This is a genomic window from Amycolatopsis granulosa, assembly GCF_011758745.1.
In the GTDB taxonomy this organism is placed as follows: domain Bacteria; phylum Actinomycetota; class Actinomycetes; order Mycobacteriales; family Pseudonocardiaceae; genus Amycolatopsis_E; species Amycolatopsis_E granulosa.
Map to the genome: position 1 here is coordinate 2,007,475 of NZ_JAANOV010000001.1, position 14,465 is coordinate 2,021,939.

At 72.5% G+C, this 14,465-nt stretch carries 15 protein-coding genes; 7 read left to right on the forward strand and 8 right to left on the reverse strand.

The features are described from left to right. The first annotated feature begins 15 nt into the window (after positions 1-15). The 3 genes from FHX45_RS09670 to FHX45_RS09680 are packed head-to-tail and all read left to right on the forward strand — an operon-like array spanning position 16 to position 2,548. Positions 16-1,320 carry a nicotinate phosphoribosyltransferase gene (locus tag FHX45_RS09670; protein ID WP_167098962.1) on the forward strand — a complete coding sequence of 435 codons (1,305 nt, stop codon included), beginning with the start codon at positions 16-18 and terminating at the stop codon, positions 1,318-1,320. Continuing rightward, entirely contained in the window at positions 1,320-1,889 is a 570-nt protein-coding gene (locus tag FHX45_RS09675) for an isochorismatase family protein (protein WP_167098964.1), read from the forward strand. The genes FHX45_RS09670 and FHX45_RS09675 overlap by 1 nt, the downstream gene beginning before the upstream one ends. Then, entirely contained in the window at positions 1,889-2,548 is a 660-nt protein-coding gene (locus tag FHX45_RS09680; protein ID WP_167098967.1) for a bifunctional 4-hydroxy-2-oxoglutarate aldolase/2-dehydro-3-deoxy-phosphogluconate aldolase, read from the forward strand. The genes FHX45_RS09675 and FHX45_RS09680 overlap by 1 nt, the downstream gene beginning before the upstream one ends. A gap of 4 nt (positions 2,549-2,552) precedes the next feature. On the opposite strand, the gene FHX45_RS09685 is transcribed toward FHX45_RS09680, so the two are convergent. Further along, a complete protein-coding gene (locus tag FHX45_RS09685; RefSeq protein WP_167098970.1) occupies positions 2,553-3,203 on the reverse strand; it encodes a choice-of-anchor P family protein in 651 nt (216 codons plus the stop codon). Between the two features lie 162 nt (positions 3,204-3,365). Here FHX45_RS09685 and FHX45_RS09690 point away from each other — a divergent pair, with 162 nt between their 5' ends. Then, positions 3,366-5,411: an ATP-dependent DNA helicase gene (locus tag FHX45_RS09690; RefSeq protein WP_341771415.1), complete on the forward strand. Its 2,046-nt coding sequence runs from the start codon at positions 3,366-3,368 to the stop codon at positions 5,409-5,411. A 73-nt stretch (positions 5,412-5,484) separates the two neighbouring features. Here FHX45_RS09690 and FHX45_RS09695 read toward each other — a convergent pair whose 3' ends face one another. The 4 genes from FHX45_RS09695 to ctaD are packed head-to-tail and all read right to left on the reverse strand — an operon-like array spanning position 5,485 to position 9,685. Continuing rightward, positions 5,485-5,880 carry an OsmC family protein gene (locus FHX45_RS09695; RefSeq protein ID WP_167098973.1) on the reverse strand — a complete coding sequence of 132 codons (396 nt, stop codon included), beginning with the start codon at positions 5,878-5,880 and terminating at the stop codon, positions 5,485-5,487. 19 nt (positions 5,881-5,899) lie between these two features. Next, entirely contained in the window at positions 5,900-6,655 is a 756-nt protein-coding gene (locus FHX45_RS09700) for a peptidyl-tRNA hydrolase (protein WP_167098976.1), read from the reverse strand. Further along, positions 6,652-7,875 carry a phosphoserine phosphatase SerB gene (gene serB, locus FHX45_RS09705; protein WP_167098979.1) on the reverse strand — a complete coding sequence of 408 codons (1,224 nt, stop codon included), beginning with the start codon at positions 7,873-7,875 and terminating at the stop codon, positions 6,652-6,654. The genes FHX45_RS09700 and serB overlap by 4 nt, the downstream gene beginning before the upstream one ends. A 28-nt stretch (positions 7,876-7,903) precedes the next feature. Continuing rightward, positions 7,904-9,685 carry an aa3-type cytochrome oxidase subunit I gene (gene ctaD / locus FHX45_RS09710; RefSeq protein ID WP_167098982.1) on the reverse strand — a complete coding sequence of 594 codons (1,782 nt, stop codon included), beginning with the start codon at positions 9,683-9,685 and terminating at the stop codon, positions 7,904-7,906. 110 nt (positions 9,686-9,795) lie between these two features. Here ctaD and FHX45_RS09715 point away from each other — a divergent pair, with 110 nt between their 5' ends. Next, complete coding sequence (locus FHX45_RS09715) at positions 9,796-10,629, forward strand: phosphotransferase (protein ID WP_167098985.1); 834 nt, start codon at positions 9,796-9,798, stop codon at positions 10,627-10,629. Positions 10,630-10,667: 38 nt separating this feature from the next. Here the strand turns inward: FHX45_RS09715 and FHX45_RS09720 are convergent, their stop codons facing one another. Further along, positions 10,668-11,420, reverse strand: a complete 753-nt coding sequence (locus FHX45_RS09720) for an alpha/beta fold hydrolase (RefSeq protein ID WP_167098988.1) — start codon at positions 11,418-11,420, stop codon at positions 10,668-10,670. A 40-nt stretch (positions 11,421-11,460) separates the two neighbouring features. Between FHX45_RS09720 and FHX45_RS09725 the strand changes: the two genes are divergently transcribed. Continuing rightward, a complete protein-coding gene (locus tag FHX45_RS09725; protein ID WP_167098991.1) occupies positions 11,461-11,991 on the forward strand; it encodes a GNAT family N-acetyltransferase in 531 nt (176 codons plus the stop codon). A gap of 28 nt (positions 11,992-12,019) precedes the next feature. Here the strand turns inward: FHX45_RS09725 and FHX45_RS09730 are convergent, their stop codons facing one another. Further along, complete coding sequence (locus FHX45_RS09730; protein WP_167098994.1) at positions 12,020-12,319, reverse strand: hypothetical protein; 300 nt, start codon at positions 12,317-12,319, stop codon at positions 12,020-12,022. A gap of 16 nt (positions 12,320-12,335) precedes the next feature. Continuing rightward, positions 12,336-13,769, reverse strand: a complete 1,434-nt coding sequence (locus FHX45_RS09735; RefSeq protein WP_424923799.1) for an MFS transporter — start codon at positions 13,767-13,769, stop codon at positions 12,336-12,338. 127 nt (positions 13,770-13,896) lie between these two features. Here FHX45_RS09735 and FHX45_RS09740 point away from each other — a divergent pair, with 127 nt between their 5' ends. Further along, positions 13,897-14,460 (forward strand): TetR/AcrR family transcriptional regulator, encoded by a 564-nt coding sequence (locus FHX45_RS09740; RefSeq protein WP_167098997.1) that lies wholly within the window; start codon positions 13,897-13,899, stop codon positions 14,458-14,460. The last annotated feature ends 5 nt before the right edge of the window (positions 14,461-14,465 follow it).

Genomic DNA, 14,465 nt, shown 5'->3' on the forward strand with positions numbered 1-14,465 from the left:
TCATAGTCTGATCCCATGGGTTTCCCCGAGACGCACGGCAGCACGGCCCTGCTCACCGACCACTACGAGCTCACCATGCTGGGCAGTGCCCTGACCGACGGCACCGGCGACCGCCACTGCGTGTTCGAGGTGTTCGCCCGGCGACTGCCCGCCGGGCGGCGGTACGGCGTGGTCGCGGGCACCGGGCGGCTGCTGGAGGCGATCGCCGACTTCCGGTTCACCGACGCCGAGCTCGACCTGCTCGCCGCGAACGCGGTGGTCGACGACGACACCCTGTCGTGGCTAGCGAACTACCGGTTCAGCGGCGACATCGACGGCTATCCCGAAGGGGAGCTGTACTTCCCGGGCTCGCCGGTCCTCACCGTCCGGGGGACCTTCGCCGAAGCGGTCCTGCTGGAGACCCTCGCGTTGTCCGTCCTCAACCACGACAGCGCGATCGCCTCCGCGGCCGCGCGCATGTCCTCGGCGGCGCACGGCAGGCCGATCATCGAGATGGGCGGCCGCCGCACGCACGAGATGGCCGCGGTGGCCGCGGCGCGGGCCGCCTACATCGGCGGGTTCGCCACCACCTCCAACCTGGAGGCCGGCCGCCGCTACGGCATTCCCACCCGCGGCACGGTGGCGCACGCGTTCATGCTGTTGCACGACAGCGAGGAGGACGCCTTCCGCGCCCAGGTCGAGAAGATGGGCACCGACACCACCCTCCTGGTCGACACCTACGACATCACGCGCGGCATCGAAACCGCGGTGCGCGTGGCCGGACCCGAGCTGGGCGCGATCCGCATCGACTCCGGTGACGTGGGCGTGCTGGCCCGCAAGGCGCGCGAACAACTGGATTCCCTGGGCGCCAGGGACACCCGCATCGTGGTGTCCGGCGACCTCGACGAGCACGCCATCGCCGCCCTGCGCGCCGAACCGGTGGACGCCTACGGAGTGGGCACGTCGGTGGTCACCGGTTCGGGCGCGCCGACCGCGGGGATGGTCTACAAGCTGGTCGAGGTCGACGGCCGCCCGGTCGCGAAGCGCAGCGAGAACAAGGCGTCGCGCGGCGGCGAGAAGTCGGCGCTGCGCCGCCACAAGCCGACCGGGACGGCGCTGGAGGAGGTCGTGTACGCGGCCGGCCGGCGTCCCGAGCCCGGCGAGAACGACCGGGAGCTGCCGATTCCGCTGGTGCGCAGCGGCAAGCCGGTCGACGACCTGCCCTCGCTGGACGACAGCCGTCAGCGGCTGCGCGACGGCCTGGTCAGCCTGCCGTGGGAGGGATTGAAGCTCTCCAGCGGCGAACCCGCGATCCCCACCGTGTTCCCCCAGGAGGCCTGATGAGCCGCGCACTGATCGTCGTGGACGTGCAGAACGACTTCTGCGAGGGCGGCGCGCTCGCGGTCGCCGGCGGCGCCGAGGTGGCCGCGCAGATCAGCGAGCACCTGGCGCGCGGCGGCTACCCGGCGGTGGCCGCGACCCGCGACTACCACATCGACCCCGGCGCGCACTTCAGCGACAACCCGGACTACGTACGGTCCTGGCCGCGGCATTGCGTGGCCGGGACACCGGGCGCGTCGTTCCACCCGGCGCTCGACGTCGGCCCCATCACCGCGGTGTTCTCCAAGGGCCAGTACAGCGACGGCTACTCCGGCTTCGAAGGGCACACCGACGCCGGCGAGAAACTCGTGGACTGGTTGCGGGAGCGGGAGATCACCGACGTGGACCTGGTCGGCATCGCGACCGACCACTGCGTGCGGGCCAGCGCGCTGGACGCCGCGGCCGCCGGGTTCACGGTGCGGGTCCTGCTGGACCTGACCGCGGGGGTCGCGCGGGAGACCGTGGACGCGGCACTCGACCGGCTACGAGCCGCCGGGGTGGAGCTCGTGGGCACCCCGCGGGTCGGCTGATGCGGACGGTGCTGCGCAAGCAGAACAACCGCTTCCGGGAGCGGCTCGCCACCGGCCGCGTCCTGGCGCTGCTGCGCGCGGACTCGCCGACCTGGTTCGCCGACGCCGGTCTCGTCCTGTACGACGCCGGCCTGCGTGTGATCGAGGTGGATCTGGCGACGCCGGGCGCGCTGGACGTGATCGCGGTGCTGAAGGCGGAACTGGGGCGGGACGCGGCGATCGGCGCGGGCGGGGTGCGCACCGCGTCCGCGGTCGACCGCTGTGTGGCGGCCGGGGCGGACTTCGCCGCGACGCCCACGTTCTCGCCCGAGGTGCTGTGGCGGGCGCAGGAGTACGCGCTGCCGATCGTGTGCGGTGCCCTGACGCCGACCGAGATCGACGCGGCGTGGCGCTACGGACCGGCCGCCGTGCAGGTCTTCCCGGTCGCCACCGCCGGCGGTGCGCGGTACCTGGACGAGGTCCAGTCCACGCTGCCGGAGGTGCCGCTGGTGCCGGCCGGCGGGGTGTCCTTGTCCGATGTGGACGACTACCTCGACGCGGGTGCGCTCGCGGTCGGGCTCGGCCCGGCCCTGCTCGGCGACGCGACCGGCGGCGGCCGGCTCGACGAGCTGGCCGAGCGGGCCACCCGGGTGGCGGCGGCCGCCGGCCGCTACGCCTGAGGCGTCAGAACCCGAACGGCGAGCAGCGGGCCGAGCCGACCAGGATGTCGCCGGAGGCCGGGCCGCCCTGCGGGAACAGCTTGATGTGCATGGCGTTCGTGGTCAGGCTGCCGTCCGCCGGAGCGGGCACGATCAGCTCGTTCAGGACGACCTCGGCCATCGGCGGCGCGCCGGGCGTGGTGCCCGGGATGGTGATCGTGTGGTTCGGCGGGATGTTCTGCGGAACCGTGATGCCGGTGACGTTGCCCAGCTCCATGGTGCCGTTGCTGCCGTTGGCCGTGGTGGTGCAGCCGGCGCCGAACGTCCGCACCTTGATCACCGGGCCGCCGAACTGCTGCAGCACGCTCGTTTCGAACCGCTGACCGGTCACCTTGACGCTCGCGGTGCCGTCCGCGTTGCGGGTGCACGTGCTGCTGCCCAGGCCGTACTTCGTGCGGGTGCCGACGGTGATCGGATCGGTGCGGCCCGCCGGCGTGGCGTCCACGACGCACGGCGCGATCGGGTCCGCGTGCGCCGGGGTGCCGTTCACGGCGATGTCGGCCGCGCCCACCGAACCGGCGCCGGTCGCGCCGGGCTGCGCCTGCGCACTCCCCGGGGCCGCCACCAGGCCCCCGCAGAGCACCGCTGCCGTCACGATCCGCCTGGCCCGCCTCATGAGCCGCTCCTTTCGCCTGGGAAATCCTCCTCGTCAATCGGCAGCACGCCCGGCCTGCCTGACCCACCCGGCCGGATGCCACCCGGACGAGTGGATCTCCACGTTGCCGCGGGCGCGGGGCGGCGGCCCGGTTCTGACAGTGGTCCCCGGTACCGTGTCCTGGTGGCCGTCCGAACTGCGTTCCCCGGTGTCAACGAGCTCCTCTCGACCGCTGTCGAGGCGCTCGGCGGTGCGGAGCGCGCCGGCCAGGTCACCATGGCCGAGGCGGTCGGGCGGGCGATCCGCACCGGTGAGCACCTGGCCGTGCAGGCGGGCACCGGCACCGGGAAGTCGCTGGCGTACCTGGTGCCGGCCATCCGGCACGCGGTCGAGAAGGACACCACCGTGGTCGTGTCGACGGCCACGATCGCGCTACAGCGGCAGCTCGTGGACCGCGACCTGCCCCGGCTGGCGAAGGCGCTGAAGAAGCCGCTGGGCCGTACGCCGACGTTCGCGATCCTCAAGGGCCGCCGCAACTACCTGTGCCTGCACCGGCTGGATTCGGGCGCACCGGAGGAGCCCGAGGACCCGGCGCTGTTCGACCCGTTCGCCGTGTCGCGGCTGGGCAAGGAGGTCACGCGGCTGCGGGAGTGGGCGTCCGACACCGAGACCGGCGACCGGGACGAGCTGGTGCCCGGGGTGTCCGAGCAGGCGTGGCGGCAGGTCTCGGTCACCGCGAAGGAGTGCCTGGGCGTGGCGCGCTGTCCGATCGGGCAGGACTGCTTCGCCGAGCGGGCGCGCGGTGAGGCGGGCAGGGCCGACGTGGTGGTCACCAACCACGCCCTGCTGGCGATCGACGCGTTGCAGGGCTACCAGGTGCTGCCGGAGCACGACCTGGTGATCATCGACGAGGCGCACGAGCTGGTCGACCGGGTGACGTCCGTGGCGACCGGCGAGCTGACGTCGTCGGCGGTCGCGGTCGCGGTGCGGCGCTGCGGGAAGCTGATCGACGCGGGCACGGCCGACCGGTTGCAGGAGGCGAGCGAGGGCCTGGCGCTGATCCTGGAGGATCTGCCGGCCGGGCGGATGGACACCCTGCCGAAGGCGCTGGGCGGAGCGGTCGCCGCGGTGCGGGACGGGGCGCACGCCTGCCTGTCCGCGCTCGGGTCGGACCGCAAGGAGGACGTGGAGGAGGCCACCGCCCGCAAGCTCGCGCGGTCGCAGCTGGAGGAGGTGCACGACACCGCGGTGCGGCTGCTCGACGCGTTCGGCGAGGACGCGGCGCACCAGCGGGACGTGGTGTGGTTGTCCAACGACAAGTTCTCGTTCGGCAACCGGCCACCGACGCTGCACGTGGCGCCGCTGTCGGTGGCCGGGCTGCTGCGGGAGCGGGTGTTCGCGCAGAGGACCACGGTGCTGACGTCGGCGACACTGGCGCTGGGCGGTGCGTTCGACACGCTGGCGCGGCAGTGGGGGCTGCCGCCGTCGCAGGCACGGGTGGTCAAGGCCGAGGGCACCGCGTCCGACAAGGCCCCGCCGGCGGACGACGACGAGCTGAAGTGGTCCGGATTGGACGTCGGGTCGCCGTTCGACCACCGGCGCAACGGGATCCTGTACGTGGCCAAGCACCTGCCGCCGCCGGGGCGGGACGGCCTGGGCGAGAAGACGCTGGACGAGATCGCCGCGCTGATCGAGGCCGCCGGCGGCCGCACCCTGGGGCTGTTCTCGTCGATGCGGGCGGCGAAACAGGCGACCGAGGAGTTGCGGGACCGGATCGGGTTCCCGATCCTGTGCCAGGGCGAGGACGCGACGTCGCTGCTGGTGACGAAGTTCGCCGAGGACCCGCGGACCTGCCTGTTCGGCACGCTGTCGCTGTGGCAGGGCGTGGACGTGCCCGGGCCGTCGCTGCAGCTGGTGATCGTGGACCGCATCCCGTTCCCGCGCCCGGACGATCCGGTGTCCTCCGCGCGCCAGCGCGCGGTCGAAGCCCGCGGCGGCAACGGTTTCCTGCAGGTGGCGGCCACCCACGCGGCGCTGCTGCTGGCGCAGGGCACCGGGCGGCTGCACCGGTCGGTCGGCGACCGGGGTGTGGTGGCGGTGCTGGACTCCCGCCTGGCGACGGCGCGCTACGGCGGCTTCCTGCGCTCCTCGCTACCGCCCCTGTGGCCCACCTACGACCCGGAGGTGGCCAGAGCAGCGCTCCAGCGCCTCGACGCGGCCGCCGGCTGATCCCCGCCCGAGCGTGCCCGTGCCCCGCTTCGGACAGAGTGCGAGCACGCCGGCCGTGCAAGCGCTCGCCGGTCTAGCCGGCGAACTCCTCGGTCACCGGAATGCCCTTCTTGAGGGTCCGGGACACCGTGCACAACCGCTCGATCGCCCGGTCGACCGACGTCACCAGCTTCTCGCGCTCCTCGGCGCCGAGGGCGGACAGGTCGACGTCGAAGAGCACGTGCACCGCATCGAGCTCGGAGGCACCCTCCCGGCGGTCGGCGCTCACCGCCACCCGCAACGGCGCGTCGGTCCGGCGGGTGATCAGCTCCTCGGCCGTCACCGCCGCGCATCCGGCCGTGGCGATCTGCAGCAGCTCGGCCGGGGAGAACGCCCCCGCCGCACCCTTGCGACCGATCCGCACCGTCGCGCCACGCTCATTGCGTCCCACGAACTCGTGCTCGCCTTCGCGGCGGACGTCCAGGTTCACCAGCACTCCTCGATCGGGGTCAGCGCCACTGGGCGAGGACCGTGACGGTCCCGGGCTCGACCTCGGTGAACCCGGCGTCCCGCACGGCGACCACGCGCCGCTCACGCCAGGCACCTGCGGGGTCGTCGCCCGGGTGCAGTTGCTTCCACTGGCCGATGGTCGCCGTGCGTACCGCGCAGGCGTAGCCGCGCTCCGCCCACGCCGCGAGTTCGGCGGCGCCGAGCAGCGACGCGAGGATCATGGTGCCGTGCCCGACCTGGGCAGCCGCCTTGCCGACGGTCATCGCGACCTCCGGGTTGAGCAGCAACAGCGGCAGGTCGTCCGCCGCCGGGCCGGGCTCGTCCGGCGGCAGGTCGCTGCCCGAGATCTGCAAGCGGCCGATCTCCTTGGGCACGTCGACGACCCGTCCCGGTACGAGGGCCCGGACCTCCGCCCCGCCGGTCGTCACGGTGATCCCGGGGAAGTCCTGCGCCGCGGCCCAATGCGCGCCGCGCGCCCGGCGGGCGACCTTGCGGATGTGCCCGGACACCCAGTCGTGCACCGGCTCGTGCCACTCCCCGCCGGGCTGCGCACGCTCGTCCAGGCAGACCGCCAGGGCCGCGGTGGCGGCGGCCTCCAGCAACGGGGTGCGTGCGGGCGGTTCGGCCTTCTCCAGCCGCAGGATCACCGGCATCGCCCGGACCTCGCCGGGCGCGGCCTCCGGCAGCGCGGTCTCCTCGGCGGGCAGCCCGAGCCACGACGCGTAGCGGGCGGCGAGCGGATCGAGGACGCTCATGGCCGGGCGAGGGAGAGACCGTCTGCCGCGTCGGCCGCTTCGACCTCCGCGCGGCTGACCCCGAGGACGAAGAGGACGGCGTCGAGGTAGGGGTGGGACAGCGCGGTGTCCGCGACCTCGCGCAGGGCGGGCTTCGCGTTGAACGCGACACCCATCCCGGCCGCCTTGAGCATGTCGATGTCGTTGGCCCCGTCACCGACCGCGACGCACTGCACCAGGGGGATCCCGTAGTGGTCGGCGAACCGGCGCAGCGCGGTCGCCTTGCCGGCGCGATCGATGATCTCGCCGACGACCCGCCCGGTGAGCTTGCCGCCCACGACCTCCAGCTCGTTGGCCGCGACGAAGTCGAGGCCGAGCTCGTCGGCGATCGGCCGGATGATCCGGGTGAACCCGCCGGACACGACGCCGCAGCGGAACCCGAGCCGCTTGAGCGTGCGGACCGTGGTGCGTGCACCGGGGGTGAGCTGGATGGCCTCGCCCACCTCGTCGAGCACCGACTCGGGCAAGCCGGCCAGCAGGCCGACCCGGCGTTCGAGCGACTCGGTGAAGTTCAGTTCGCCGCGCATGGCGGCCTCGGTGATCTCGCGGACCTTCGGCTCGACCCCGGCGTGCGCGGCCAGCATCTCGATGACCTCGCCCTGGATCAGGGTCGAGTCGACGTCGAACACGATGAGCCGCTTGGCCCGCCGCGCGAGCCCGCCACGCTCGATCGCGATGTCCACCCCGCCGCTGCTCGCAACGTCCGCGACCGCGGCCCGCAGCTCGGTGTCCGCCTGCTCGGTGTCGTCGGCGACCGAGAGGTGCACCTCGAGCCCGGTGACCGGGTAGTCGGCGATGCGCCGGATGGCGTCGATGTTGGCGCCGAGCGAGGCCAGCCGGCCGGCGAAGTCGGTGAACGCCCGGGCGGTCAGCGGCCGCCCGAGGATCACGGCCACGTGCGTCGAGCCCTGCCGGGCGGGGGCGAACGGGTCCTCCCCGATCTCGTCCCCGATCCGCACGTCGACGTGCATGGCGACGCTGGCCATCGCCTGCTCGACGGACTCCTGCAGGCCCTCCGGGTCGTCGGCCACCGCGACCAGCACACCGAGGGTGAGCCGGCCGCGGATGACGACCTGTTCGACGTCGAGCATTTCGACGCCGTGCCGCGTGAGGGCCGCGAAGAGGACCGACGTGACGCCGGGCTTGTCCGGCCCGGTGGTCGTGATCAGGACCGGCGTCATGATCTGCTGCCTGCCCGGACGCCGTTGGTCACTGCTCGCTCGCGTTGTCCTTGTCGTGGTCACCCGGGATGACCGCGTCGGTGAGGGCCTGCGACGGGGCCTTGACCCCGGCGTGGACCTTCGGCTTGCCGAAGAAGCCGATCTCACCCTCGTGGTGCATCCGCTCGACCATGTGCGGGTAGTGCATCTCGAACGCCGGCCGCTCGGAGCGGATCCGCGGCAGCTCGGTGAAGTTGTGCCGCGGCGGCGGGCACGAGGTGGCCCACTCCAGCGAGTTCCCGTAGCCCCACGGGTCGTCCACCGTGACGAGCTCACCGTACCGGTAGCTCTTGAACACGTTGTAGATGAACGGCAGCGTCGACGCGCCGAGGATGTAGGCCCCGATGGTCGAGATGGTGTTCAGCGTGGTGAAGCCGTCGCTGGCCAGGTAGTCGGCGTAGCGGCGCGGCATGCCCTCGGCGCCCAGCCAGTGCTGGACCAGGAAGGTGCCGTGGAAGCCGAGAAACGTGGTCCAGAAGTGCAGCTTGCCCAGCTTCTCGTCCAGCATCCGGCCGGTGATCTTCGGGAACCAGAAGTAGATGCCGGCGAAGGTCGCGAACACGATCGTGCCGTAGAGCACGTAGTGGAAGTGCGCCACCACGAAGTAGCTGTCGGACACGTGGAAGTCGATCGCGGGGGCGGCCAGCAGGATGCCGGTCAGACCACCGAAGAGGAAGGTCACGAGGAAGCCGACCGAGAAGATCATCGGCGTCTCGAAGCTCAGCTGGCCCTTCCACATGGTGCCGATCCAGTTGAAGAACTTCACCCCGGTCGGGACCGCGATCAGGAAGGTCATGAAGGAGAAGAACGGCAGCAGCACCGCGCCGGTGGCGTACATGTGGTGCGCCCACACCGCGACCGACAGGGCCGCGATGCCCAGCGTCGCGAAGACCAGGCCCTTGTAACCGAAGATCGGCTTGCGCGAGAACACCGGGATGATCTCGGAGACGATGCCGAAGAACGGCAGCGCGACGATGTACACCTCGGGGTGCCCGAAGAACCAGAACAGGTGCTGCCAGAGGATCACGCCGCCGTTGGCGGGGTCGAACACGTGCGCCCCGATGTGCCGGTCGGCCATCAGGCCCATCAGCGCGGCGGTGAGGATCGGGAACGCGAGCAGCACCAGGATGCTGGTGACCAGGATGTTCCAGGTGAAGATCGGCATCCGGAACATGGTCATCCCGGGCGCGCGCAGGCACACGATCGTCGTGACCATGTTGACCGCGCCCAGGATGGTGCCCAGACCGGAGACCGCGAGGCCGGCGATCCACATGTCCGCGCCGATGCCGGGCGAGTGGATGGCGTCCGACAGCGGGGTGTAGGCGAACCAGCCGAAGTCCGCCGCTCCGCCGGGCGTGAGGAAGCCGGAGACGGTGATGAGGCCGCCGAACAGGTACAGCCAGTACGAGAAGGCGTTCAACCGCGGGAACGCCACGTCCGGCGAGCCGATCTGCAGCGGCATGACGAAGTTCGCGAAGCCGAACAGGATCGGGGTGGCGTACAGCAGCAGCATGATCGTGCCGTGCATGGTGAACAGCTGGTTGTACTGCTCCTGCGACAGGAACTGCTGTCCCGGGCGCGCCAGCTCGGTACGGATCAGCATCGCCATCGCGCCGCCCACCATGAAGAAGGCGAACGACGTGACCAGGTACATGATGCCGATCTGCTTGTGGTCCGTCGTGCGGAACAACCGCAGCAGCAACGAACCCTTGGCCTCCTGTCGCGCCGGATAGGGACGCGTGACAATCGGCTGCGGGGCTACGGCTGTCACTCCTGCCTCCAAGTTCTGCTTCGGTGTGTCAGCGGCCGCGGCGGGGCGACCAGTCCGGATGGTATCCCTCGGCTCCGACACTGTTGCGCACCGGCTGGGAAGATCACGCCATGGGAGACCCGTTCGTCACCGCGGCGGTGGCCGCGGCGGTCGAGGTCGGGAACCGGTTCCACCTGCCGACCGAATTCCCGGAAGTGCTGGCCACGCGATCGAACGTGCTGGTGAGACTGGGTGCGATCGTGGCCAGGGTACCGGCGACGACGCTGGTCGCGAGGCCGGAGGTGCACCGGTCACTGGCCCGCGAAGTGGCACTCTCGTCGTTTCTCGAGACGCGGGACGCTCCGGTCGTACCGCCCTTCGAAAGCCCGGGGCCACACGTCGCGGGGGGCCTCCCCGTCACACTGTGGCGTTTCACACGTCACGATCCGGATCACGTCTTCGCCCCCGCCGTGGTGGCCTGGTCGCTCGCCGAGCTGCACGCGGCGCTGCGGGAGTTCCCGGACGAGCTGGCGGCGCCCGGCCCCCTCGCCGAAGTCCGGTGCTGGGTCGAGCGGCTCGCCCTGCCCGCGGAGCTGGCGGACGAGGTGGCGGCGATCGCGGCGGCCCTGCCGGCCGCTTCCGGCCGGCCCCTGCACGGCGACGCGCATCCCGGCAACGTGCTGGCGACCGCGAGCGGGCCGCGGTGGATCGACTTCGAGGACGCGTGGGCGGGGCCGGTGGCCTGGGACCTGGCCTGCCTGGCGGCCTCACCCCGGCCGGACGGCCGGGCCGCGGCGGCCGCCTACCCGCACGGCCCCGATCCGGACGAGCTGGCGCCGTGGGTGCGCCTGCGCGAGCTGTTCGCAGTGTGCTGGCGGTTCGTGGTCGCGCGCCGGTTCCCCGACCGGCTCCCGGACGCGCACGCCGGGCTGCGGCGGTTCCTGGCCGCTCGCGGCCCCCGCTAGCCCCGGCGACGGCGACCGCGGGATCCGGTCCCGCACGGCTAGGCGAAAGGCCACCACCCGAGGATCGCCTCGGTGATCATCGCCGGCGCCTCGACCGGCGTGAGGTGCGCGGCCTGCGGCACCACCACCAGCTCGCCGCGGGGCAGCGACTCGGCCATCGCCCGGGCGGCGCCGGGCGGCGTGAGGGTGTCCTGCTCACCCACGACGACCAGCGCGGGAACTTCGGTCGCGGCCAGCAGGTCCGTCGAATCGGGACGGTCGGCCATCGCCAGGGCGGCCCACGCCACACCCGCCCCCAGCTGGCTGTCGATCAGCTCACGCACCGCCTCCACCACCTCCGGCCGCGTCTGGCGGGTCTCGGCGCTGAGCAGGTTCGGCACCATCGACTCGGCGAGCCAGCCGGAGACACCCGCGGACTCGGCGCGCCCGGCCAGCTCGCGGCGCGCCTGGGCCGCCTCCGGGGTGTCGGCGGTGGCCTTGGTGTCGATGAGGACCAGCCCGGCGACCCGCTCGGGGGCGGCGCGCAACACGGCCATCGTGACGTAGCCGCCCATCGAGCAGCCGCCGAGCACGACCTGGTCGAGGCCGAGCTTGTCCAGCAGCGCGAGCACGTCCCGCGCGGCGTCGTCGAGGCTCGGGGCGCGGCCGGTCTCGGGTAGCGGTGTCCGGCCGAGGCCGCGCTGGTCGGGCGTGATCAGGCGGTGGCGCATGGTGAGACCGTCGCGCAGCGGCCGCCACATGCGGGCGTCCACCGGGAACGCGTGGAGGAGAACCAGGGGAAGATCAGCCATGACGGCGATTGTGCTGGACGAACGTGGGTACCGTCGCGTCGTGAGCGTCGAGTGGCGGGACATCCGCACGCAGCGGCTGCTGCTGCGGCCGCTGCGCCCGGACGACCGGGACGACGTGGTCGCGATCCAGACCGACCCGCGCACCAACCGCCACGACCCGGCCCCGCCCACCCCCGCGAAGGCCGAGGTCAAGCTCACCGCCTGGCTGGAGCACTGGACGGCGCACGGCTTCGGCTACCTCGCGGTGGTGCCGCTCGACTCCGGCGAGGTCGTCGGTGTCGGCGGCCTGCAGCACGTGGAGTTCGGCGGCACGCCGCTGCTGAACCTCTACTACCGCCTGCGGCCCGCGGTCTGGGGCCGCGGTTACGCGACGGAGATGGCCTCGGCCGTCGTCGAGTGGGCCGAGCGGGAGCTGCCGGACTTCCCGGTGCAGATCAGCGTGAACATCACGAACGAAGCGTCGCTGCGCGTCGCGGAACGGCTCGGGTTCACCGCCTGCGCCGAGGGCTTCTACGACGGCGCCCTCTCCCGGCACTTCCGCAGACCGCGCCGACCGGGCCGACCGGGCTGACCGGGCTGACCGGGCTGACCGGGCGGTCCTAGAACCGCTTCCGGGTGGGGCCGCGGCGGCTGCGGGCCTGCCAGCAGGCGCGGTGCCAGTGGCGGCGGTCGGCGACGGAGCCGAGTTCGTCGGCGGGCCAGGCGACCACGTGCGGCACGCCGGGCTGGATCTCGTGGTCGCAGCCGGGGCAGCGGTACACCTTGGTCGCCTGGCTGCCCGGCACGCTGCGCACCAGCCAGTCGCCGTCCGGGCCGGACTCCGCACGCGCCCAGCCGGAAGCCGCCCCGGCGCGGTCGGCGTCGGGGCGGCCGCGGTGTGGTCGGTGGCGGCGCGGCACCCGGCCACGGTATCGCCTACGCGGCGCGCTCCGCCCCGCGGCGGAAGGTGAGTGCCACCACGAAGGTGAGGCACGCGATGACGACCGACCCGGTGAACGCGGCCGTCATCCCGGTGACCATCACCTCGTGCGGGCCGCCGGTCGCGGCGCGGGTGGCGGTGCCGAAGATCGTGACCAGGATGGCCAGGCCGAGCGTGCCACCGGTCTGCTGCAGTGTCTGCATCACGCCGCCGGCGGCCCCCGCGTCCGGCCCCGGCACGTTGCTCATGATGATCATGCTGAGCGGCGAGAACGCGAGGCCCATGCCGAGGCCCATGAGGATCATGGGGCCGAGCACGCCGCTGGTGTAGGTCGAGCCGGCCGCCAGCCGCGTCGCCCACACCAGCCCGGCGATCATCGACAGGGTGCCCGCGATCGCGATCGGCTTGGGCCCGAACCGGGGCAGCAACCGCGGGATGATCCGGCTCAGCGCGAAGACCAGCGCGGCCATCGGCAGGAACGCGAATCCCGTGCCCAGCGCGCTCATCCCCCGCACGTCCTGCAGGTACTGCGTGAGGAAGAAGAACATCGACATGCCGATCATCGGCGCGAAGAAGAAGTTGGCGTAGGCGGCGGCGCGGTTGCGGTCGCCGAACAGGCGCAGCGGCAGCAACGGCTGCGCGCTCCGCGACTCGATGGCGAGGAACGCCCCGATCAGCACCGCACCGGCGACGAGCGCGGCCAGCGTGAGCCCGTTCGTCCAGCCCGCTTCGGCGGCCCGGATGAACCCGTAGACCAGCGCCGCGACCCCGACCGTCCCGGTCACGGCTCCGGGCAGGTCGAGCCGGGCCGGGTGCCGCTCCGGCTCCACCACGAACCGGGCGGCCAGCGCGGCCACCACGAGCCCGAACGGCACGTTGATGAACAGCACGGCGCGCCAGGACAGCCATTCGGTGAGCAGCCCGCCGAGGATCAGGCCGACCGCGAACCCGGCGCTGGACATGCCGGAGAACAGGGCCAGCGCACGCAGCCGGGCCCGGGGTTCGGTGATGGTCGTGGTGAGCAGGGCGAGGGTGCTCGGCCCCGCGGCGGCGGCGCCGAGGCCCTGCGCGATCCGGGCGGCGATCAGCAGGGCCGCGGATCCGGCCAGCCCGCCGACGAACGAGGCGACGGTGAACAGCAGCACACCGCCGATGAACATCCGCTTGCGGCCGAACAGGTCGCCGGCGCGCCCGCCGAGCAGCAGCAGGCCGCCGAAAACGAGGGTGTAGCTCGACATGACCCAGCTCAGGGACGCCGGCGTGAACCCCAGATCGGCCTGGATGCGGGGCAGCGCGACGTTCATGACGGTGACGTCGAGGACGAGCATGAGCTGGCAGGTGAGCAGGATGGCCAGCGCCACGCCGGTGCGTGGCCGCGCGGTGGTCGCGGCCACGGCCGTGCCGGACGTGGGCAGCATTGTCTCGGGCAAGAAGGCTCCAGTGGACGAACGGAAAACAAGCGGACAGTCTCTCCGCTTGACTGGGGTTAGCATATGGAGAAGGTCTCCGGTTGCGCAAGAGTATCCGGAGAATGTGTCCGGTTCTGAGGTGAGGCGCATGATGGCACCGCGGCCGATGCGCGCCGATGCGCGGCGCAACTACGAGCGGCTCCTGGCGACCGCGCGCGAGGCGTTCCGCGAGCACGGCCCGGACGCGCCGCTGGACGACATCGCCCGCCGGGCCGGTGTCGGCGCCGGCACCCTCTACCGGCACTTCCCCAACCGCGAGGCGCTGATCGAAGCCGTCTACCGCGACGACATCGAACGGCTCTCCGCGGGCGCGCACCAACTGCTGGCCGAGCACGAACCGGGCAAGGCGCTGGAGCTGTGGATGCGCGACCGGCTGGCGTTCATCCTGCAGAAGCGCGGGGTCGCACACACCCTCAAGGCGGCGATGGACCGGGATTCGGAGACGTTCGCATACTGCCGGTCGCTGATGAACGACGCCGCCGCGGAGATCCTGCGGCGCGCGCAGGAAGCCGGCGCCGTGCGGACGGACCTGAAGCCACGCGACCTGCTGATGCTCGGGCACGGGGTCTGCGTCGCCGCCGAGGATGACGAGGAGCTGGGCGACCGCCTGCTCACCGTGATGCTGGACGGCCTGAAGCCGCAGCCGGCCTGAGCCGC

Excerpts from the sequence above, each read along its gene's own strand:
- FHX45_RS09670 (WP_167098962.1), top strand. The coding sequence starts at position 16 with ATGGGTTTCCCCGAGACGCACGGCAGCACGGCCCTGCTCACCGACCAC.
- FHX45_RS09675 (WP_167098964.1), top strand. The coding sequence starts at position 1,320 with ATGAGCCGCGCACTGATCGTCGTGGACGTGCAGAACGACTTCTGCGAG.
- FHX45_RS09680 (WP_167098967.1), top strand. The coding sequence starts at position 1,889 with ATGCGGACGGTGCTGCGCAAGCAGAACAACCGCTTCCGGGAGCGGCTC.
- FHX45_RS09685 (WP_167098970.1), bottom strand. The coding sequence starts at position 3,203 with ATGAGGCGGGCCAGGCGGATCGTGACGGCAGCGGTGCTCTGCGGGGGC.
- FHX45_RS09700 (WP_167098976.1), bottom strand. The coding sequence starts at position 6,655 with ATGAGCGTCCTCGATCCGCTCGCCGCCCGCTACGCGTCGTGGCTCGGG.
- serB (WP_167098979.1), bottom strand. The coding sequence starts at position 7,875 with ATGACGCCGGTCCTGATCACGACCACCGGGCCGGACAAGCCCGGCGTC.
- FHX45_RS09715 (WP_167098985.1), top strand. The coding sequence starts at position 9,796 with ATGGGAGACCCGTTCGTCACCGCGGCGGTGGCCGCGGCGGTCGAGGTC.
- FHX45_RS09720 (WP_167098988.1), bottom strand. The coding sequence starts at position 11,420 with ATGGCTGATCTTCCCCTGGTTCTCCTCCACGCGTTCCCGGTGGACGCC.
- FHX45_RS09740 (WP_167098997.1), top strand. The coding sequence starts at position 13,897 with ATGATGGCACCGCGGCCGATGCGCGCCGATGCGCGGCGCAACTACGAG.